The sequence below is a fragment of the Pedobacter jaeyakensis genome, from assembly GCF_054461315.1.
Window position 1 is genome coordinate 184,023 of sequence record NZ_CM136921.1, and the last position, 18,236, is coordinate 202,258.

An 18,236-nucleotide genomic window follows, 5' to 3' on the forward strand; every position below is an offset into this window, starting at 1 on the left:
TCGAGAATTTTAGCATATGAATTACCTTCAACAATCGTTTAATGTAAAGTTTGAGTATAAGATTTTCTTTACCTCTTCGTTATTCGATCTTAATAATACTACACTGGCGAACTTCTTTACAGAGAAGCCATCACTGTCTACCCGTAAAATTTTCTTTGTAATAGATCAGGGAGTTGCAGATACACATACAGATTTGCTAAGTAACATCAAACACTATTTTGATCAGCATCAGGTGATCCAGTTTATACCGGAGGTGATGGTGATACCAGGAGGTGAAGCCGCTAAGAATGACACCAGTCTTTTTGATGCCATCGTAGAAGCGGTTAACAAATTCGGCATAGACAGGCATTCCTACATTGCTGCCATTGGTGGCGGCGCGGTGTTAGACCTGGTAGGTTATGCTGCTGCGGTATCGCACCGCGGCATTAAGCACATCCGCATCCCTACTACCGTTTTATCTCAAAATGATTCAGGTATTGGGGTAAAGAACGGCATCAATTACAATGGTAAGAAAAACTTTCTGGGCACTTTTGCGCCGCCAAACGCTGTATTTAATGATGATGCATTTTTAACTACCCTAACCAACAGGGATTACCGTTCTGGTATTTCCGAGGCAATAAAGGTAGCGCTAATCAAGGATCCTGAGTTCTTTTACTGGATTAAAGATCATGCTGATGAGCTGGTAAAACGCGAAAAGGACACCATGAACTACCTGATCAAGGTATGCGCGCAATTGCACATGAATCACATTGCGGGCGATGATCCTTTTGAAACGGGCTCAGCAAGACCATTAGATTTCGGTCACTGGGCAGCGCATAAGCTGGAGCAATTGAGCAATTTTAGCGTACTACACGGAGAAGCTGTGGCAATGGGCATAGCTTTGGACAGCACCTATTCTTTCCTAAAAGGTATGCTGAGCGAAGACAAACTGCATAGCATCCTTGACCTACTCTTGCAACTTGGGTACGATATTTCCAATCCATACATCCAGATCAGCGATTTAAATTCGCCTATATTAAAAGGATTAACTGAATTCCAGGAACATCTTGGAGGTTTGCTAACCATTACCCTCTTAACGGATATCGGTACTGGAAAAGAGGTGAACGAAATGGACAAAGAAATATTAATTGAAGCCAGCAGTTACGTGGCAAGCTACACCGCGTCACACCTAAACACCACGCATTAACATGAAACTGAACAGCGGACACCTTACCTATTGTACCAATATCCATGCGGGCAGAAACTGGGCAGAGGATTTTGAAGCGTTGCAGAAAAACTTTCCGGTAATTAAAGGCAATGTTGCCCCTAACCAGTCAATGGGACTGGGCTTAAGGCTGTCTAACGAGGCCAGTCAGGAACTCATCAATGATGCCCCCCTTGCCAATTTCAAGTCATGGTTAACGGCCAATGATGCGTACATCTACACCATGAATGGTTTTCCATATGGAGAATTCCACAATACAGTGGTGAAGGAAGATGTGCACACGCCCGACTGGACTACGGCCGACCGCAAAAACTATACGCTAAGGCTCTTCAAAATCTTAGCAGCACTTTTACCCGAAGGTATGGAAGGTGGTATATCTACATCTCCATTAAGTTACCGCCATTGGTTTACCACGGCAGACGACTTGGCCACAGCAACCCATACCGCTACAACAAATATGATTGAAGTAGTCAAGGAACTGATCCACGTTTACCAGAAAACCGGTGTGGTGATGCACCTGGATATTGAACCAGAACCAGACGGAATACTGGAAACTGGAAAGGAATTTATCGACTGGTTTGAAGCGGTCTTCCTTAAAGTCGGCATTCCGGAGATCGAGAATTCTTTTAACGTTTCTGCCGATGAGGCTGAAACACTCTTAAAACAACACCTCACTTTGTGTTACGATGTTTGCCATTTTGCCATTGGTTTTGAAAACCATGCTGAAGTGATTAAAGAACTGGAAGCCAAAGGAATAAAAGTTGGTAAAATACAGATCAGCGCAGCTTTACATGCAGATATTGATCAATCGGCCCACCTGCGCCAAACCGTAAAAGAAGCATTTGGAACATTCAATGAGCCCACCTATTTACACCAGGTAGTGGCACTGAAGAAAGATGGCGGACTGCTCAGGTACCGCGACCTTACCCCGGCGCTTGCAGATTTCGACAACCCGGAAGCCACACAATGGAGGGCACATTTTCACGTTCCCATATCCATTCGTGAAATTGGCGCATTGAGCTCCACCCAAAATGACATTATTGAAGTACTGAACATCCAAAAGTCCAAACCATTTACCCAGCACATGGAAGTGGAGACCTATACCTGGGAAGTACTTCCAGAACAAATAAAATTGCCCATTACAGAATCCATCAGTAAGGAATTGCTATGGGTTGCAGACCAGTTAAATACACCGCAATGAAAAAAACAGTTGTCATAGATGTTGTTGGATTATCGGCAAACCTGATTGGCGAACACACGCCCTTCCTGGCAAACTACGTTAAGCAAAAAAGTCTGAACAGGATTACGCCTATGCTTCCGGCAGTAACCACAGCCGTACAATCAACCTACCTTACCGGCAAAACACCTGCAGAACATGGCATTGTAGGAAATGGCTGGTATGATAAAATAGATGCAGAGATCAAGTTCTGGAAACAATCCAACAAACTGGTCCTTGCTGATAAGATCTGGGACTATGCCAAAAAGGAAGATCCGAATTTTACTTCCTCTATGATGTTTTGGTGGTACAACATGTACTCCAACGCAGATTATTCCGTAACACCGAGACCCAATTACCTGGCTGATGGTCGGAAAATGCCGGATTGCTATTCAGAACCGGCAGGACTAAGAGATGTTTTGCAGGAGCGCCTGGGCACATTTCCATTGTTTCAATTCTGGGGCCCTGGTGCCAATATAAAATCTACCAAATGGATAGCCGATGCTTCCATCATTACCGATGAGCTTTACGATCCTACCCTAACCTTGATCTATCTCCCGCACCTGGATTATTGCCTGCAAAAATTCGGTGCCGACTTTACCAATACCAGCAAAGAATTGGGAGAGGTAGATGAAGTGGTAAAAGACCTGGTTACCTATTATGAATCAAAGGGTGCAGAGATCATTATTCTATCCGAATATGGCATCGTGCCGGTTACCAAGCCAATCCACCTCAACAGGTTATTCAGAGAAAACGGCCTACTACAAATCCGTATAGAAAGAGGCCTTGAGCTGTTAGACGCAGGTGCATCAAAAGCATTTGTAGTGGCAGATCATCAGGTGGCACACATTTATATTAATGATCCTTCGGTAAAAGAACAAGTGAAAGCACTACTAGCCAAGGTTCCTGGCCTGGCGCTTGTTCTTGATGAGAACGGGAAAAAGGAATATGAAATTGACCATGACAGGGCCGGCGACTTCGTTGCTGTAGCAAATGCGGATAGCTGGTTTACCTATTATTTCTGGTTGGATGATGCCGTAGCCCCTGACTACGCACGTTGTGTAGATATCCACAAAAAGCCCGGCTACGATCCGGTAGAGATGTTCATGTCATCCAAGCCCCGCGCTGCCTATAAACTGTTGCGGAAAAAGGCTGGCTTCCGGTATGTAATGGACGTGATCCCTTTGGATGCCACTTTAATAAAAGGTTCGCATGGTGGTGTAAACACCCCGGAGGGCTACCATCCGGTACTCATTACCAATAAGGACTTAAATACAGAGAACGTCGCCGCAACAGACGTTTATAATGTGATCTGGAAAGCACTACACTCCTAATATGGACTCAAGAAGGGAATTTCTAAAAAAGGCTGCAATTTTATCCGGCGCAGCCGGTCTGCCTAATGTAATACCCATGTCTATCCAAAAGGCAATGGCCATTGAAGCCAATCCTGGAAGCACTTTTTACGACGCGGAGCATGTGGTGATCCTGATGCAGGAGAATCGATCGTTCGATCACATGTTCGGTAAGTTGCAAGGTGTAAGGGGATTTAACGATCCGCGTGCCTTTACTTTACCAGATCAGGATAAGGTATGGCTTCAAAAAGATGCAGAAGGAAACAGCTATGCCCCTTTTCATATTGACATTAACAAAACCAAGATCACCTGGCAGGGGGGCTTACCACACTCCTGGACCGATCAGCTTGCTGCAAGAAACGGCGGTAAGTACGACCAGTGGATTCCTGTAAAATCACTCATGTGCCTGGGCCATTATGACCGCGCAGATATTCCTTTTTACTACGCAATGGCAGATGCCTTTACGGTTTGCGACCATAACTTCTGTTCCTCCCTTACCGGTACTACGCCAAATAGGCTGTTCATGTGGACAGGCAACATCAAACCAGATCTGAGTCTTAATGCTGTCGCAGCAGTCAATAACTCGCAGGCAGAGTCGAGAGACGATGTGTATATCGACTGGGAGACTTTCCCTGAAGTATTGGAAGACAATGGAATCGACTGGAAGATCTATCAGAACGAAATATGGACGGCAGATGTGCCGGGAGAAACGGTAGACGACTGGATGGGTAACTATGGCGATAATGCCATAGAATATGTCAAACGCTATAATGTGAAGCTTTCGGCCTATTTCAGAAAACACGGAGACCCAAAAGCCAAGCTAACCGCAGCAGAAGTTACCGAAAAATACAATCAGCTATCCAAGCGCGAGCGCAACCTGATCGACAAGGCATTTGCCAGCAATATCCATGCGCCGTTTAATTACCTGGAACTGGCGCCTTTTAAATATGCAGACGATCAGGGTAAAGAACAAACACTGAACATTCCAAAGAATGATATTTTTTACCAGTTCAGGCAAGATGTAGATAGTGGTAAACTACCTGCAGTTTCCTGGCTGGTAGCCCCTCAGCGATTTTCAGACCATACCAGTTCTCCACTATACGGCACCTGGTATGTTTCAGAAGCGATAGACATTTTAACGAAGAACCCTGAGGTCTGGAAAAAAACCATTTTCATCTTAACGTATGATGAAAACGATGGGTATTTTGATCACATTCCACCCTACGTGGTGCCTAAACCAGGCGATACCAGTACCGGGAAAGTTTCCGTAGGATTGAATGTAGATGCAGATTACGAGGTCAATAAAGACAGTCCGATAGGACTAGGCTACCGTGTTCCAATGCTGATCGCGTCACCCTGGAGCAAGGGTGGATACGTCAATTCCCAGGTGTTTGACCATACCTCTACCATCATGCTGATGGAGCACCTGTTCAGTCATAAAACCGGCAAAAAAATTCGCAGCTCTATGATCAGCAGCTGGAGAAGGGCCATTTGTGGAGATTTAACTTCAGCATTTCGCCTGGCCACAGCAAACCCTGTAGCGCAGCCGCAGGCCTTGCTAAAAGATGCGGTAATCACCAATATTCAAAATGCTAAAAATAAACCTGCCCAGCTCAAACCGAAACCGTTGACGGCTGCTGAGCTGGAGAAAAAAGATTACCTGCCCGTACAGGAAAAAGGCGTGCGCAAAGCCTGTGCATTGCCCTATCAGCTAACTGCAGAAGGAACCATCAATAATGGGGTATTTACCTTAGAACTAGCAGCAGGCAAGCGGCAGTTTGGTCAGAAAGCGCTTCCATCAGGCGCTCCATTTACAGTATATACCACCAATTTGTATAAAGGTCAGGCCGGCAAAACCTGGAACTATGCAGTCCTTGCCGGAGATAGCATTACAGATTCTTACGCGCTTGATGATTTTGCCAAAGGCAATTACGACATCTGTGTAAGCGGTCCAAATGGCTTCTTCAGGCATTTTAAGGGTAACGCATCTGATGCACTTCAGGTAAGCTGTAACTATGAACAACGAGGTTTCTTGAGTAAAAGCGCGACAGGCAATCTGGAACTTAGCTTTGAAAACACCGGCCCAACAACTTTAGAGATCGCAATTGCAGATGGCTATCAGCATCAAAACCCCATTTCCTTTTCACTGGCATCGGGCAGCAACACCAAATTGGATATAGATCTTTCAAAAAGCTCGCATTGGTATGACCTCACCGTTACTGTTTCGGGCTCGGCGCTATTCAAAAAGCAGTATGCCGGCCACGTAGAGAACGGCGAAGAATCTATTTCAGATCCATTAATGGGCAATGTTTAATCCAACCATGAAAAACTCCCTCCTTAAACTAACTGTATTTTTATTGATGCTTAGCACAGCACCAACAGTGCGGGCACAAGTGAAAAGCGTTGAGAAAGAAACCTGGATGCTAACGTACTTTAGGCAGCGTTACCCAACACGCATAGAAATCAATGCCAAGGGAGAAACGATTGAAGTGCCTTTGCCCAATCCCATGCTTGATGCGAAGCTACATATCGCCCTGTCTACAGATGGACGCAATTGGACACCATTGAACGACAACAGACCCATCTGGGATCAATTTATGCGGGATCAGTTTATACACCGCGGAACAGACGGGATTTGGAGATTAATTGCCACCGGAGGCAATAGCAGTAAAGAGGACCGGGAAAAACTTGGCCCGGCTTGCCTTTATGCCAGCTCCAAAGATTTAATACACTGGCAGGTTGAACAAACCCTGCACCTGATGAAAGACGTAAGGAATGAATCAGGAGCATTGGCCAGAAACATATGGGCACCCGAATTTTATTATGACGAAGCCGATAAAGAATATACCCTATTTTGGTCGTCCAGCTATGAAGATGCCGGCTGGAAGAAAAGCAAACTCTGGTATTCAAAAACAAAAGATTGGAAATCCTTTACCACTGCAAAAGTACTTTTTGCCCCACCCTATTCTGTGATAGACGGAACGTTAATTAAAGACAAGGGCACCTATTACTTATTCCATAAAGAGGAAGAATTTGGTATGCAAACTGGCGAGCGCCGTGGAATCCGCGTAGCAACCGCTAAAAATATTACCGGTCCATACACCATTTTTGAAGGTCCGTTAAATAAAGGTCAGATTGCACCTACAATTACAGAAGGCCCGAGTGTAATGAAAGACCCTTCCAAACCGGGATGGCTACTCTTGTACGATTATCCAATGGTAGATCAATATGGCATTTCCTCATCTCCCGATCTAAAAAATTGGACAATTGAAAAGAACACCAGTGTTCCGGCTGATGCAAGGCATGGCAGCATATCGCATATCACACCCGAAGAAGCAAAAGCACTTCGCCAAGCTTATCCGAGTGCGAATTAGAAAGGCCTAAAGCTCTTCTATTTCCTTTGAAGTCAGTTTAGTAAACTTAATGATCTGATCGATTGAAAAACCTTCTTTTTTCATCTCGCGAGCAATTTCAACAGCATTTTCATGCTTACCCTCGCTTATACCTTCATGCTTCGCACGATCCAATAATAATTCTTCGATACCCATAGTATTGCTCCTTCCTTTTAAGATTTCGAGTTGTTCATCAAACTTAAATATTATTGTGCAAAACAATAATATTGTTTTCTCCGAATCCATTCAAACAAACGCTTCTGAGGAAATATAACACTTTTTTTATCGTCCGAAAAATGCATGTAGAAAATACAAGTTAATCGAAAAATAAATCATTACCCCACTACCATTTCGCCCAGATACACACTGGTGCTAACCGCATTCCCTTCCCTGCTTACGTAATGCATCCAGCCATGTACGACATCACCGCTAAAGGATTTGGGCATCTGCAATACTACTTCTTTGTCGGCTCGCTGGGCTACATCTTCGAAAGTTACAAACTGTTCCTTTGTAGGGTTGTAGATCACAAAGGTAGATTTATCATCATCCTTATTGAAAGCAGAGGCAGGCAAGTTGTTCCATTTAATATGCAATGCCGCGTTTATTAGCGTCAATATCTCTAAGATGTAAGAAACGATCAGCTCTCCGCGACTCAAAACTACTTTAGGATAATCCACTTTCGCATCAACGCCAGTTCCCACAATTGCTTCTTTCAATAAAAACGAGACCATCATATTGGTCGGCGTTTTGTTTCCCTTAAATATCTGATACCCTATCCAGATGATATCCCGAATTGGCTTTATCCAGGCATTCGCAAAGGCGAAAACCATACGCTGATCCAGTTGCGCAGGCGAAGGTGGTACTGTTGTAGGCTTAGGCGAAGCCCTTACGTAATCCTCACCCCTCCAGGTAATTCCAACCACAGCACCAATCTTCCCTTTAATAGCACCATTTATTCCTTGTTTTAATCTTCCCATATTTAATAAATAATTTCATCCCCGTGCTCATCCAATTCTCTTCTCAGCTCTTCCAATAATTTGATGCTGGAATCATTAGACGGTTCAAAAACTTCAGCCTCCTCGATCATACAATATCGGCGCTCCAATTCCTCAAAAACATCTACTTTTTTCAATTCCAATTGAAGGATTACAGCATAGAGTAAATAATCCAGTGAGCAGTATAAGAATGTACAATCGTTACGCAGACCGTCATAATCTACCTCCGTATCTTCGAAATAGAAGAACTCATCATAGGTATCTGAAGCCAGTCTGTATAGCTCGTCATCCAGAACTGTCTCTACCATATCCAAACCATTAATAATCCGGTAGGTTGCGGTAACCGCGATTAAGACCTCGGCAGACTTAACCAATTGTTTAATCGCCACATCATCCAACGTATTCAACAATTCCAACTCAATATCCAGGCAACTTACCTTCCCGTCAGAGTCGCACAAACTATCCGGCTCAATTAATCCTTTCAAATCTGAAAGCCCCCGCTCAAATGCCATCTTAAAAGCATGCTTAATCAATAAACACGCTATAAAGTTTAGCACGTGATATGCCGCCCCTTTAATTTTCAATTCCATTCATCAAGTTTAACCTCATTTTTTTCATGTCAAAATTGCCCCCCTCTTTTGTCATTGCGAGGAGGAACGACGTGGCAATCTCCCCCCTCCTCTCTCTTTTGTCCTTACGAGGAAGTTTTGAGATGCTGAAACGAGTTCAGCATGCTTATTCCAACCAATTCGCAAACGCCTTAATCGTCCTGCGGTGGCGAAGCCGCCGATATACCCCATTACCTTCCCTGCTACTTTGACTATTCGTGTTACCCTCAATCGACTGGCAAAAGTCCCCCTGCATCCGCTCCAGCAAACCACAGTGCGCAATCCGTTTTAACTCCGGGAAATAGATCCCGATGACCAGGCCCTTCTCGTCATCCCGGCGCAGGCCGGAATCTCCAACTCCAACTTGCACCAATCGCTCTTTAGGAAATAGCGATGGGCTCCAGGCCGTGCGCGGAGCCGAATATCCCGCTTTCCAAAAGCACCAGCTTACAAACGCCGCGCACCATGGGTTTCCTTTCTTAAACCCTACATAATTCAGGAAACCTTCCACTGCTGCCCCATCATTGTGCCCGGTCTTTTCCCGCACGCCAAGCTGCGATCTGGCTATCGCCAACACCTTGTCGTGCCTCGTCCTGTTGTCATCCTGAACCCGGAATGATCTATTTGCAAAGTGCCGATGAAGATCCCTCTTAACACCGGGTGACAAACCATGAACATTGTACAACAACCCATTCGCTCCGGGCAAAGCGGTTACAACACTGCGATCAGCGCCCCAACCCCTGCCAGCACCAATAGTGCAAAGCAGCATAAGTAAAACCCTAATTGTTGCCATAACTGTAAATCTTTAAACTGTAAAACCATTGTCCTCAAATGCGGCAAACCCAGCGCGCACCAGCTCCAGTGGAGCAACCACCAGCTCATCCCAATTACCATTAAAAAGCTGAGCAGGCTCAATACAATCAGCATCCATATACCTGGGTCAACCGTACCAATATTCCCATCCATTTGTGCAAACAACTTTGGCAGCGTATACCAAACTAGCACCAGTATGATCCCCAGCAAATAACTCTCTAAATTCTTCTTGCCCGGCTTTTCCACCGGCATCATAAAATTCAATTCCTTCATAAATTTTTAATTTTGGTAAAATAACGGGCGGCGTGCCGCCCGCTAATTCAATCCTCCAATCAGGCCCCGTAAAACCTGGTGCTGTAGACAGAAAATTTGGTGTCTCTGATGAGGCCTAGCGTCATTGCGCGAAGCGCGATTATGCAGCCTCAGAACGAGATCACCTAATTTTCACATTACAACACCGTCACGGGCCCCACATAAACACTATCCGATACCTTCTTCTTATCAGCACTGGCGAAGAATAACCAGGTGTGAACAACCTCACCACCAAACTCAGCAGGCAAACTCATGGTGTATTCTCCCGCACTTCTGGCCACCACGTTTTCCACCCAGGCGAACTGGTAAATGGTCGGACAAAACACCACTGCAGTGATCTTATCAGTCAAACGCGGGTGACCTGCAGGCGCATTCACCGTCCAGGAGAAATCGATCTCAGATGATACCGCAGAAACCGCAGCAGCACCAGATACACCCCTTAAACCACCATTGGCCAGTTTAACATTCGCATAAGTAACCGTTTGCATCGGGTATACCCCGCCAATGGCGTGCTTCAGGTTATAGGAGAAGGCCGCGTTGTAAGGCGTCTGTCCGGTTTTGTAGCTCTGGAAGCCAAAGATCAGCACATCGCGTACTTCCTGTAAAAATCCACTCATAATTGTAAATCCGCCTTGTTGCGACAGTTGAGGAACCGTAGCCGGAATGTTTGATTTCTTCGGACGTGCACGAATCGTGTCAATCCCTCTCCAGTTGGCACCAACAACGGTACCCACCAGTCCTGAGAATCCACCCAGGATCCCCCTTATTATTTTTCCCATATCTAAATATTTAATGGGTTCAATCTCATCGTAACTTTGTTTAGCTGTGGTTAACGATGCTACTAATCAGCTTTATTTTAATGAGCCATTGCGAGATGCACAGCATCGAAGCAATCTTCCAACGCTCTTACACTCCTCGCTTTTCAAAAAACAGGTAAGGCGGTAAATGCTTAACAAACCGATCAATCGATTCTCTGAAATCCCGCACCCTACCTTTCCAGAAGAAAACCACTTTCTCCGCTTGTGCTAAACCGTTTTTAAGAACCAAATTCCATTCCACAATACCACTCGCTAAAGAGTATTGAATCCACCAGTTATTCAGCTTTTGGTTATTGCGTAATTGGAGTGTATTCGTTTGATAAGTAGATAAGCCAAGGGCGATAGAAAGCTGTACCAACAAGCCTACCAAATCCAGGGCATTGGCCAGTCTTTTAATTTTATAAATCGCTTTTCCGTTAACGCTTTTAAAAATCAGGTCGCCACGGTTGCCCGTCATCCAGTGCATTTCTAAAACGAATAAATCAGGTTGGTTAATTATAGATTTTGAGGTCATATTTAAAATTTAATTGAGTTCTTTTGTTAATGATGATGCAAATGTATTGGCATTAAAATCAGCTTCCAAGCCAGGGAATCAAATCCAACTACATCCATAAAAATCGATGGAAATCCAGAATATTTAATAGACGAAAATTGTGAGAAGATTAAAATTAATAGCTTCAGTATCGCTAGCCAACACTCAAATAAGGAGTTAAATCCAAATACATTTGCCTGGTATCGTTATTTACATCTTTTTCTGACAAATATGTAAATCCCATTTTTTCATAAAACCCAAGTGAGATACTATATGCATCAACAGTAATAAATTTACAGGCAGATTTCTCATTACAATTAATTGCATAATCTATTACCCAGTTAATTACCAATCTGCCATATCCCTTTTCGTTAGCACAAACAGCTAATCTTCCAATTTTTACAGCAGGAAAACTTTTGATGTGACGTTTTTGACTTGGGAGTTGTGATAAAACAAATTTTCTAGCTTGCGACTTTGAATTAAACTTTGACTCATCAGCAAATAAAGTATCATTGAAAATACTGAAATAAGCTAAAGTTTTCGTCCTGTCTTCAATAATATGAGTTGTTGCCAATAATCTCTTTTGATAATTTTTAGCATCATTAAATAGAAAAGCATTTAAATCTTTATCAACAGAATTGAAAGGCTTTATGGCGGTATCGGTAGTTAGTTGAAAGAAACTAACCTCATTTGTCAGCTCCACTAATACTATTTACTTCTAAAAACAGAATTTAATTTAGCGGCATGCTCACGAATCTCCATGATGGCTTCTTTACTAACAGTTTTTGTACTGTTTTCCTTAACAGCATTCAAAAACCTGGTAGCATCATTACCTCTTAATACGGGAGTTATTTTAATAGGCTTTGCCATGATTCCAATAGTTTATGATACAAATATAATTATCTTTTTTAAGATATTACAAATTACACTTTCAGCATATACAATAAGACTGCCAGTGTCAATCCATTTCCAAAAAAGTTTACCCATATCCCAGGCATGACAAAAATCGATATAGATCCAGAATATTATTCCTCTAACACTTTCAAAATCAGTTCAACACTTAAACCAGTATGGTTGCTAAAATCTACTACCGTGATGTTGTCGAACTTCGGTCTGGCGTATTTTTTCTTAATCAGGTTGATCATTCTTTGTGCGGCACTCTGACCTTTGCCGATTACTTTTTGAACGTCTTTATTGGTTAAAAATAGTCTTGACATATGATGATTTATTTTATTTCTCCTCACCGCTTCACGCGGCTATTTAGTATCTTTGTATAATTAAAATATTGTATAGCGACAGCTATTTGAACTTGTCTTAGAAATCGACTAAATTTTAAAGTACACAAGGGAAAATCAGTTGCTCGCCTGCGCTAAAGCGTGGGCGCGGCTGTTTTCTGTGTACATGGCTTTTAGTCGAGCCTCTAAGACGGATTACATGTTGTGTCCCACGCTTTATTGTTTAACATTAAAAATGTAAACCTGCTAAATGGGGCTTAGCAAACAGCGTTACACACTCCTCCCATGCTCAGTAAATTTCCTGAACCCATTTTTCAAGAAAAAATAGCATCCTTAACTTTTAGCGCAGCCTTTAAGCTCGCCGCACAGCAGGGAGGCTATGAAAAACTCATAGACCTCGCCCGCACCCCTGTGCCCGTTTTATCGGCACATTCCGGTTTTACCAACCAGCTGATCATGGAGTACAGCCGCTTCATGGAAGACCATCAACTGGGCCATTATATTGATGACCCTTACTAGCCTGGCCTTAATAAATAAATTCCAGTTCCGCTTCCGCCCATTTGATCAGTTCCTCCACAACTGGCTTTTTATAGTGGTCAAAACGCATATTGGTATATTCAATCAATTGCCTGATCGTTCCCCTGTATCGCTTCAAGAGCCTAACTTTATCACCATCATCTTGTTCGGCTATGCGTTCAGCAATTAGCCGATGGCAATACCTCACAAATTTTGCATCGTTAAAACCCAGGCCAATCATTGTATGTAGCAATTCCTGCTGGTTCATCCCCGCTGCATTTAATTCTAATGACATCCTCCTTTCAAATTTGCGAAGGTATTTGAAATCGCTCCATTCCAATCCATTTGTATTTTCCGCGAAGTTGGCGAAGGGGATACTTACCAGTACCTGCAATTCTTCCGCTATTCCCAGATCAATCATTTTTCCCTGGATCCGCTTCCAAGCCTGTTGGAATTTGATGTTTTCCTTGTCCCTGAATATTTTGGGAATGCCCAGATTGCCCGGGATGCTGCTGTTCATGTTCCTGCGTATGGCTTCTATCATTCCCAAAATTAGTTCAGCATCCGGATTGTACTGTTTTGCCGGATCATACAACACATCACAAATAGCAACCAGGGAATGCAGGTTAATCTGCAAATATGTGCGCGTTTGAGTTTCAGAATCCAGGCTCATCAGGTGGCTCATCATCTTCCTTTTCAACTTATGCACCTCTTTCACCAGCTTATCCGAAGGCTCCGTATCCAGGTCCGCAGCGCCTCTTAACGTCAGCTGCTCTTCGGCAAGGGTTTCCAGGTATTCAAATTCATAATTCATCATGGTCTTTTTGGTTGTTGGTTTATTTGTTGCGGCTTCCCAGGCCCAATTTATAATTTGGGTTAGCGTACGGTGCACCATCCACCAGTCCCGGTCTATATTGATATCTATACCGCAAACGGTGCTTTTGTTATAGCGGGCGTGCAGCACCATGGCATAGCTGCCATAGAGCAGCAAGGCAATTACGGCCCTAAAATTTACTTCGGTTCCTGCAAAGTACGGATCCGTTAAGGCCAGCAACTTTGCCCCTTCCGCTTCCCGCGCATCAGAAACCGCCCGCATTAAAGCATTTACCTCACTAATTTGCCAAAGGATCACATTTTGCATTTCCGCATCGCCACTAAAGTGCTTCAAGTTTTGTTGCATCACTTCAATAAAAGTTTCCCTAATACGGTCGTCACTTGCAGATACGGGTAGCTCGAAGCGATCAAAAAACGAACGCCAGTAATCGCGTTCCTCAATGTAGCGTTTCAGCAGGCCGTTCAGGTTGTAAAAATACTTGCTCACCAACCTTGGCGATTTATCAATCCAGCGCATAATCTTGGAGGCGTCCAATTGGCTAAAGCCAGCTGTTGCCATAATTTCACCCACCGCTTTGATCATCTGGTTGATGGTGGCATCCTTATCACGCACTTTATCTGTCTTCCTTCTGGTCACTGGTACTCCTATTCAAAATTTTTCAGGTTCATCTTTACCTTCACCCATTCCCAGGCATTCAGTATCCTGTCCATATGCTCAATGGTATGGGATGCCGTAATGCTCATCCTAATCCTGGCGCTCTTCAGGTTCACGGCTGGGTAACCAATTTGGTTGGCATATATCCCCGCTTCCAGCAGCCATTTGCATACTTCCGCATTCTGGTTTGGGCTACCAATAATTACAGGCACTATGGCACTCGCACTGTTCTCCGTATTCAATTGCAAATGATGCAGTCCGGCTTTCAGGTAATTGATGTTTTCCCATAGCCTATCCTTGCGCCACGGTTCCTCATCAATCAGGTCGATGCTTTTCATCACGCAGACCGAAGCAGGCGTTGGCGCTACCGAGAAGATGTGTTGCGCGGCCTGAAATTTTAGGTATTCGATGATTTCCGGTTCGGCTACTACATAGCCACCCAGGTGGCCAAAGGTTTTACTGAAAGTACCGGTAATGATGTCTACATCTTTATAAGCGTCATGCAATTCTATTACCCCTCGGCCTGTTTTGCCAATTACACCAATGCCATGTGCATCATCCATGGCTAAAAAAGCGCCGTACTTTTTGCAAAGGCTTGCGATTTCCCCAAGCGGAGCAAGATCTGCGGGTTGGCTGTAAACCCCATCTATCACTACCACCATACTCCTGTAATTGCGCTGGTTAGATTTTAGCATCCGTTCCAGATGTTCCATGTTATTGTGTAAAAAGGTTTTGGTATTTGTGGTATACTTTACGCCCTCAATCATGCTGGAATGCACCCCAGCGTCTACCAAAGCCAAGTCTTCCCTTTTAAACAGCGCCTGCATGGTGGCACTATTGGCCGTATACCCGGTGGTAAACAACATAGCGGCTTTGCGGTTAAAAAACCCGGCTATCTTTTCTTCTATTTCCTGGTGGAATTCCATGTGTCCGCCAATTGCCGGGCTGGCCGTTACGCCCACTCCGTATTTCTCTATGCCGGCGATGGCAGCTGCTTTTACCGCCGGGTGCTGGCTAAGCCCCAGGTAATCATTAAACACTGTGGCTACAAAAGTTTTATTTGGGTTGCCCGGCAAGTCCAATTCCACTTCAGGCAAAGCGCCGTCAAAGCATAGCTGACGGTAATTCCAATGGCCGCGACTGTCCCAATCAGCAGTATATTTACTAAACTGTTCGGCTTTCTGGTAGATGTTTAAACCAAAAGGATTTTCAAAATCTTTGAAGCTCGCTGTGCGGAAATTAATCTCTTTACTCATGTATTTTTTAAATTTGTTTCCACAAAGCTCGGGTGCATTTTTACCATTGGGTCGGACTTAAGGGACGCTTTATATTTTTTTTTAAAAAAAATTAAAAAGTAAAGAAGCAAGGGCATATTGATTCTCATTCATATATAGTTATTGAACTAAGTTGTTATATTTTCTTCAACTGATGCAATGTCTGGCTTAGGTTGCCAGTTATTTGAGAACAAAAGCTCCATGTATTTTTGTTCTTTTGGCAGGTATGCCAACCTTTCCAAAATATCGCTTAATTCTATCATCGGATTGTCCGTTTTCACATTGCCTGCTTGCACCACGGTCTCGGCATATCCCATGCCTACCAGAAAGTCCTGTATTTCTCCAAAGTCAAGGGATATGTGTCACCGCTTTCAGCTTTGTTTTTTCGTTGATTGTTTCTTCAAGTTCATTTAAAGGGAAGTTATCTTGATAATCGTTACTGATAACTATTACCTTGACACCTTGCGTTTGAATATGGCAAGTCCGATCAGGTTAGACATACTCCAGTTCGGAAGTAATGATCTCATCACCTTCTAATAACTTCAAACCTTTGAATGCTGTCTGCCACGCGGCACTTGCATTCTCAAAGATTGTAACTTCACCTTTTTTTTGCACCGATCAATTCAGCAGGCACCCGATAAACATCATTGATACGCTCAAAGTGCTTTGCTTCTGTCTCTCAACCGCCATTCAACGTTTCGTCTTTTAAATAGTAAACAACGTTTTCTACAACTATATCAGGTGGAAGCGAAGCACCTGCATTATTAAAATGTAAAACACAATCACTTCCTGCCGTATCATTAAAATACTTGGTTAGCTCTTCGTTACGAGTCTTATTCATATCTGCAATTTTTTGTCTCTTGGGTTTCTAAATGTTGTTCTTATTTATCAATACTTTTTAATTCGTTATTTTACATGTGATCACAAGCCTTCTCTATCATTAGTATAAGCAGTCCCAAATATTACGCTATCTTAACTAAACATTGTAATTTAATTTCCATCTCTTACCAGATTTCTTCGCTCAATAATCCTATTCTAATTTGAGTTAAAAAGTATGCACAACATGACCTTTTTTTCGCAAATAAAATTTATAAGGAATTGAAGTTTGCGAAAATATTGTCTGGTAAAGTCATTTAGTTCGAGAATTACATTATATCTTATGAAGATCATAGGGTTTATTTGCTAGGTAGTAAGTAAATAACTTTACGGCCAAGTTTTAATACCTTCCTTCATTTTAGCAAGGTTTTGTGCATAGGTGAGATCTGGCTTTCGATTCTGCTTAACAGCAGTTGCTTTATCCAAATTGACAGCCTTTTCTTGCCATTTAATTGCTTCTTGTACTTTACCAGCTTTATATAAAAGATTAGCATATGTGTCATGATCAGGGCCGTCATAAGTCGGGAAGTTGTCTAAAGAATACTTTTGAACTTCTGCGGCATAATTAAGTATCAATTGATCAGAAATATGCTCAAAAACTGGCCAAGTCATAGCATTAATATTATATTCCATGCGTGACAACGCGGTTGAATAATATTTTTTAAAGTAGATTCCATATTTATTCCAGTCTGTTTGCTTTTCCCAATAATAGCCTAAAGCCGATCCGTAAATGGCTTCGGAACCAAGGCCACCATATTTTTTTTTAGCAGTCTTTGCAAGTTTATCCCAACTAGGTACCACTCCATGTAAAGATTCATTAATCAATTCAGCTCTAATTATACTTGTTATTTTCCTCTCAGCTTCATTAGTACCTAGCACGGTATTAACTTTCTTGCCTTGCCTCAAGAACACTTTAAATCCTTTGTCTTTTGTGCTTTGAGTGAATTGGTTAACAAATTTTAAATTATAGCTTTTAAACAATTCTTTCTGATTAAGTGTATTGATATAATCTTGAGCTATACTCATTGCAAGTTCCTTTTGCTCTATTAAGTTTGCTTTCCTAGCAAGCTCCATTATAAACGAAGAATCTCGTTTACCAGCAATATATGCCTTATATTGAATATCAAACTGAGCCTTTAGAGTTATTGCTTCATTTGCATCTTCAATTAAATCTTTGGCATCCTTAAAGCCAACAGTCCTGTAAATTAAGTCTCCTTCTGGAGAGAAAAATAGGATAGTGGGATATGCGGTAATGCGGTACTTTTTGTCAATTTCCTTTGCCGAAATATACCAGCTTTTAATATATTCATTGTCCGCTTTAGTTTGATCCATTTGTACTTTAACAGCAACAAAACGATTATTGATTGCCTGACCAACTTCTGTTAATGGAAAAACCTTTTCGCTCATTGCTTTACAGGGCCCGCACCAAGTAGCGAAAGCATCCATGAAAATATACTTATTTTCTGCTTTTGCTTTTGACTTGACTTGTTGCCAACCCAGATTTTCTAAAAAACTTATGCCTTGGGCATAAGATGTTAAAACGGTTAAAAAAAAGATAAGAAATAGATTTAGTTTTTTCATAAGTATAGTTGTGTATTAACAAT

The 18,236-nt window shown here is 42.7% G+C and carries 21 protein-coding genes; 6 read left to right on the forward strand and 15 right to left on the reverse strand.

The features are described 5' to 3' along the window. Positions 1 to 16: 16 nt before the first annotated feature. Genes ACXZ1K_RS00925 through ACXZ1K_RS00945 form a run of 5 tightly spaced genes read left to right on the forward strand, consistent with a single transcriptional unit; the run spans position 17 to position 7,146 of the window. Positions 17 to 1,186 carry a 3-dehydroquinate synthase gene (locus ACXZ1K_RS00925; RefSeq protein WP_458971501.1) on the forward strand — a complete coding sequence of 390 codons (1,170 nt, stop codon included), beginning with the start codon at positions 17 to 19 and terminating at the stop codon, positions 1,184 to 1,186. A 1-nt stretch (position 1,187) separates the two neighbouring features. Continuing rightward, positions 1,188 to 2,405, forward strand: coding sequence for a metabolite traffic protein EboE (eboE, locus tag ACXZ1K_RS00930; RefSeq protein WP_458971502.1), 1,218 nt, complete (start codon positions 1,188 to 1,190; stop codon positions 2,403 to 2,405). Continuing rightward, the gene (locus ACXZ1K_RS00935; RefSeq protein WP_458971503.1) at positions 2,402 to 3,754 is read left to right on the forward strand and encodes an alkaline phosphatase family protein; all 1,353 of its coding nucleotides are present in this window, start codon (positions 2,402 to 2,404) and stop codon (positions 3,752 to 3,754) included. Before eboE ends, ACXZ1K_RS00935 begins: the two co-directional genes overlap by 4 nt. A gap of 1 nt (position 3,755) precedes the next feature. Then, complete coding sequence (locus tag ACXZ1K_RS00940) at positions 3,756 to 6,086, forward strand: phosphocholine-specific phospholipase C (protein ID WP_458971504.1); 2,331 nt, start codon at positions 3,756 to 3,758, stop codon at positions 6,084 to 6,086. A gap of 7 nt (positions 6,087 to 6,093) precedes the next feature. Further along, on the forward strand, positions 6,094 to 7,146 hold the full coding sequence (locus tag ACXZ1K_RS00945; protein WP_458971505.1) for a glycoside hydrolase family 43 protein: 1,053 nt from the start codon (positions 6,094 to 6,096) through the stop codon (positions 7,144 to 7,146). A gap of 6 nt (positions 7,147 to 7,152) precedes the next feature. Here the strand turns inward: ACXZ1K_RS00945 and ACXZ1K_RS00950 are convergent, their stop codons facing one another. The 10 genes from ACXZ1K_RS00950 to ACXZ1K_RS00995 form a co-directional block, all read right to left on the reverse strand. Beyond that, on the reverse strand, positions 7,153 to 7,410 hold the full coding sequence (locus ACXZ1K_RS00950) for a hypothetical protein (RefSeq protein ID WP_458971506.1): 258 nt from the start codon (positions 7,408 to 7,410) through the stop codon (positions 7,153 to 7,155). A gap of 89 nt (positions 7,411 to 7,499) precedes the next feature. After that, positions 7,500 to 8,141 (reverse strand): DUF6266 family protein, encoded by a 642-nt coding sequence (locus ACXZ1K_RS00955; protein WP_458971507.1) that lies wholly within the window; start codon positions 8,139 to 8,141, stop codon positions 7,500 to 7,502. Between the two features lie 2 nt (positions 8,142 to 8,143). Next, the gene (locus tag ACXZ1K_RS00960) at positions 8,144 to 8,749 is read right to left on the reverse strand and encodes a hypothetical protein (protein WP_458971508.1); all 606 of its coding nucleotides are present in this window, start codon (positions 8,747 to 8,749) and stop codon (positions 8,144 to 8,146) included. Positions 8,750 to 8,894: 145 nt separating this feature from the next. Continuing rightward, entirely contained in the window at positions 8,895 to 9,560 is a 666-nt protein-coding gene (locus tag ACXZ1K_RS00965) for a C40 family peptidase (protein ID WP_458971509.1), read from the reverse strand. Then, a complete protein-coding gene (locus ACXZ1K_RS00970) occupies positions 9,479 to 9,853 on the reverse strand; it encodes a hypothetical protein (protein WP_458971510.1) in 375 nt (124 codons plus the stop codon). The genes ACXZ1K_RS00965 and ACXZ1K_RS00970 overlap by 82 nt, the downstream gene beginning before the upstream one ends. A 176-nt stretch (positions 9,854 to 10,029) precedes the next feature. Beyond that, positions 10,030 to 10,671, reverse strand: a complete 642-nt coding sequence (locus ACXZ1K_RS00975; RefSeq protein ID WP_458971511.1) for a DUF6266 family protein — start codon at positions 10,669 to 10,671, stop codon at positions 10,030 to 10,032. A gap of 127 nt (positions 10,672 to 10,798) precedes the next feature. Continuing rightward, positions 10,799 to 11,224, reverse strand: a complete 426-nt coding sequence (locus tag ACXZ1K_RS00980) for a hypothetical protein (RefSeq protein WP_458971512.1) — start codon at positions 11,222 to 11,224, stop codon at positions 10,799 to 10,801. Between the two features lie 172 nt (positions 11,225 to 11,396). After that, positions 11,397 to 11,945 (reverse strand): hypothetical protein, encoded by a 549-nt coding sequence (locus ACXZ1K_RS00985; RefSeq protein ID WP_458971513.1) that lies wholly within the window; start codon positions 11,943 to 11,945, stop codon positions 11,397 to 11,399. A gap of 5 nt (positions 11,946 to 11,950) precedes the next feature. Continuing rightward, on the reverse strand, positions 11,951 to 12,112 hold the full coding sequence (locus ACXZ1K_RS00990) for a hypothetical protein (protein WP_458971514.1): 162 nt from the start codon (positions 12,110 to 12,112) through the stop codon (positions 11,951 to 11,953). A gap of 155 nt (positions 12,113 to 12,267) precedes the next feature. Continuing rightward, complete coding sequence (locus ACXZ1K_RS00995) at positions 12,268 to 12,459, reverse strand: hypothetical protein (protein WP_458971515.1); 192 nt, start codon at positions 12,457 to 12,459, stop codon at positions 12,268 to 12,270. A gap of 303 nt (positions 12,460 to 12,762) precedes the next feature. Here ACXZ1K_RS00995 and ACXZ1K_RS01000 point away from each other — a divergent pair, with 303 nt between their 5' ends. Beyond that, positions 12,763 to 12,996: a hypothetical protein gene (locus ACXZ1K_RS01000; RefSeq protein ID WP_458971516.1), complete on the forward strand. Its 234-nt coding sequence runs from the start codon at positions 12,763 to 12,765 to the stop codon at positions 12,994 to 12,996. A 7-nt stretch (positions 12,997 to 13,003) separates the two neighbouring features. On the opposite strand, the gene ACXZ1K_RS01005 is transcribed toward ACXZ1K_RS01000, so the two are convergent. The 5 genes from ACXZ1K_RS01005 to ACXZ1K_RS01025 all read right to left on the reverse strand — a co-directional run bounded on the left by ACXZ1K_RS01005 (position 13,004) and on the right by ACXZ1K_RS01025 (position 18,213). After that, on the reverse strand, positions 13,004 to 14,464 hold the full coding sequence (locus ACXZ1K_RS01005) for a hypothetical protein (RefSeq protein ID WP_458971517.1): 1,461 nt from the start codon (positions 14,462 to 14,464) through the stop codon (positions 13,004 to 13,006). Positions 14,465 to 14,472: 8 nt separating this feature from the next. Then, positions 14,473 to 15,738 carry an aminotransferase class I/II-fold pyridoxal phosphate-dependent enzyme gene (locus ACXZ1K_RS01010; RefSeq protein ID WP_458971518.1) on the reverse strand — a complete coding sequence of 422 codons (1,266 nt, stop codon included), beginning with the start codon at positions 15,736 to 15,738 and terminating at the stop codon, positions 14,473 to 14,475. 146 nt (positions 15,739 to 15,884) lie between these two features. Then, positions 15,885 to 16,073 (reverse strand): hypothetical protein, encoded by a 189-nt coding sequence (locus ACXZ1K_RS01015; RefSeq protein WP_458971519.1) that lies wholly within the window; start codon positions 16,071 to 16,073, stop codon positions 15,885 to 15,887. A gap of 362 nt (positions 16,074 to 16,435) precedes the next feature. Then, on the reverse strand, positions 16,436 to 16,597 hold the full coding sequence (locus ACXZ1K_RS01020; RefSeq protein WP_458971520.1) for a hypothetical protein: 162 nt from the start codon (positions 16,595 to 16,597) through the stop codon (positions 16,436 to 16,438). 362 nt (positions 16,598 to 16,959) lie between these two features. Then, the gene (locus ACXZ1K_RS01025; RefSeq protein ID WP_458971521.1) at positions 16,960 to 18,213 is read right to left on the reverse strand and encodes a thioredoxin fold domain-containing protein; all 1,254 of its coding nucleotides are present in this window, start codon (positions 18,211 to 18,213) and stop codon (positions 16,960 to 16,962) included. Positions 18,214 to 18,236 lie beyond the last annotated feature (23 nt).

Bases quoted from the DNA above. Each gene is read 5' to 3' on its own strand.
- ACXZ1K_RS00925 (WP_458971501.1), top strand. From the start codon at position 17: ATGAATTACCTTCAACAATCGTTTAATGTAAAGTTTGAGTATAAGATT.
- ACXZ1K_RS00965 (WP_458971509.1), bottom strand. From the start codon at position 9,560: ATGGCAACAATTAGGGTTTTACTTATGCTGCTTTGCACTATTGGTGCT.
- ACXZ1K_RS00950 (WP_458971506.1), bottom strand. From the start codon at position 7,410: ATGGATTCGGAGAAAACAATATTATTGTTTTGCACAATAATATTTAAG.
- ACXZ1K_RS00980 (WP_458971512.1), bottom strand. From the start codon at position 11,224: ATGACCTCAAAATCTATAATTAACCAACCTGATTTATTCGTTTTAGAA.
- ACXZ1K_RS01000 (WP_458971516.1), top strand. From the start codon at position 12,763: ATGCTCAGTAAATTTCCTGAACCCATTTTTCAAGAAAAAATAGCATCC.
- ACXZ1K_RS01025 (WP_458971521.1), bottom strand. From the start codon at position 18,213: ATGAAAAAACTAAATCTATTTCTTATCTTTTTTTTAACCGTTTTAACA.
- ACXZ1K_RS00940 (WP_458971504.1), top strand. From the start codon at position 3,756: ATGGACTCAAGAAGGGAATTTCTAAAAAAGGCTGCAATTTTATCCGGC.
- ACXZ1K_RS00960 (WP_458971508.1), bottom strand. From the start codon at position 8,749: ATGGAATTGAAAATTAAAGGGGCGGCATATCACGTGCTAAACTTTATA.
- ACXZ1K_RS00970 (WP_458971510.1), bottom strand. From the start codon at position 9,853: ATGAAGGAATTGAATTTTATGATGCCGGTGGAAAAGCCGGGCAAGAAG.
- eboE (WP_458971502.1), top strand. From the start codon at position 1,188: ATGAAACTGAACAGCGGACACCTTACCTATTGTACCAATATCCATGCG.
- ACXZ1K_RS01015 (WP_458971519.1), bottom strand. From the start codon at position 16,073: ATGGGATATGCCGAGACCGTGGTGCAAGCAGGCAATGTGAAAACGGAC.
- ACXZ1K_RS01020 (WP_458971520.1), bottom strand. From the start codon at position 16,597: ATGAATAAGACTCGTAACGAAGAGCTAACCAAGTATTTTAATGATACG.
- ACXZ1K_RS00975 (WP_458971511.1), bottom strand. From the start codon at position 10,671: ATGGGAAAAATAATAAGGGGGATCCTGGGTGGATTCTCAGGACTGGTG.
- ACXZ1K_RS00995 (WP_458971515.1), bottom strand. From the start codon at position 12,459: ATGTCAAGACTATTTTTAACCAATAAAGACGTTCAAAAAGTAATCGGC.
- ACXZ1K_RS01010 (WP_458971518.1), bottom strand. From the start codon at position 15,738: ATGAGTAAAGAGATTAATTTCCGCACAGCGAGCTTCAAAGATTTTGAA.
- ACXZ1K_RS00945 (WP_458971505.1), top strand. From the start codon at position 6,094: ATGAAAAACTCCCTCCTTAAACTAACTGTATTTTTATTGATGCTTAGC.
- ACXZ1K_RS00990 (WP_458971514.1), bottom strand. From the start codon at position 12,112: ATGGCAAAGCCTATTAAAATAACTCCCGTATTAAGAGGTAATGATGCT.
- ACXZ1K_RS00955 (WP_458971507.1), bottom strand. From the start codon at position 8,141: ATGGGAAGATTAAAACAAGGAATAAATGGTGCTATTAAAGGGAAGATT.
- ACXZ1K_RS00935 (WP_458971503.1), top strand. From the start codon at position 2,402: ATGAAAAAAACAGTTGTCATAGATGTTGTTGGATTATCGGCAAACCTG.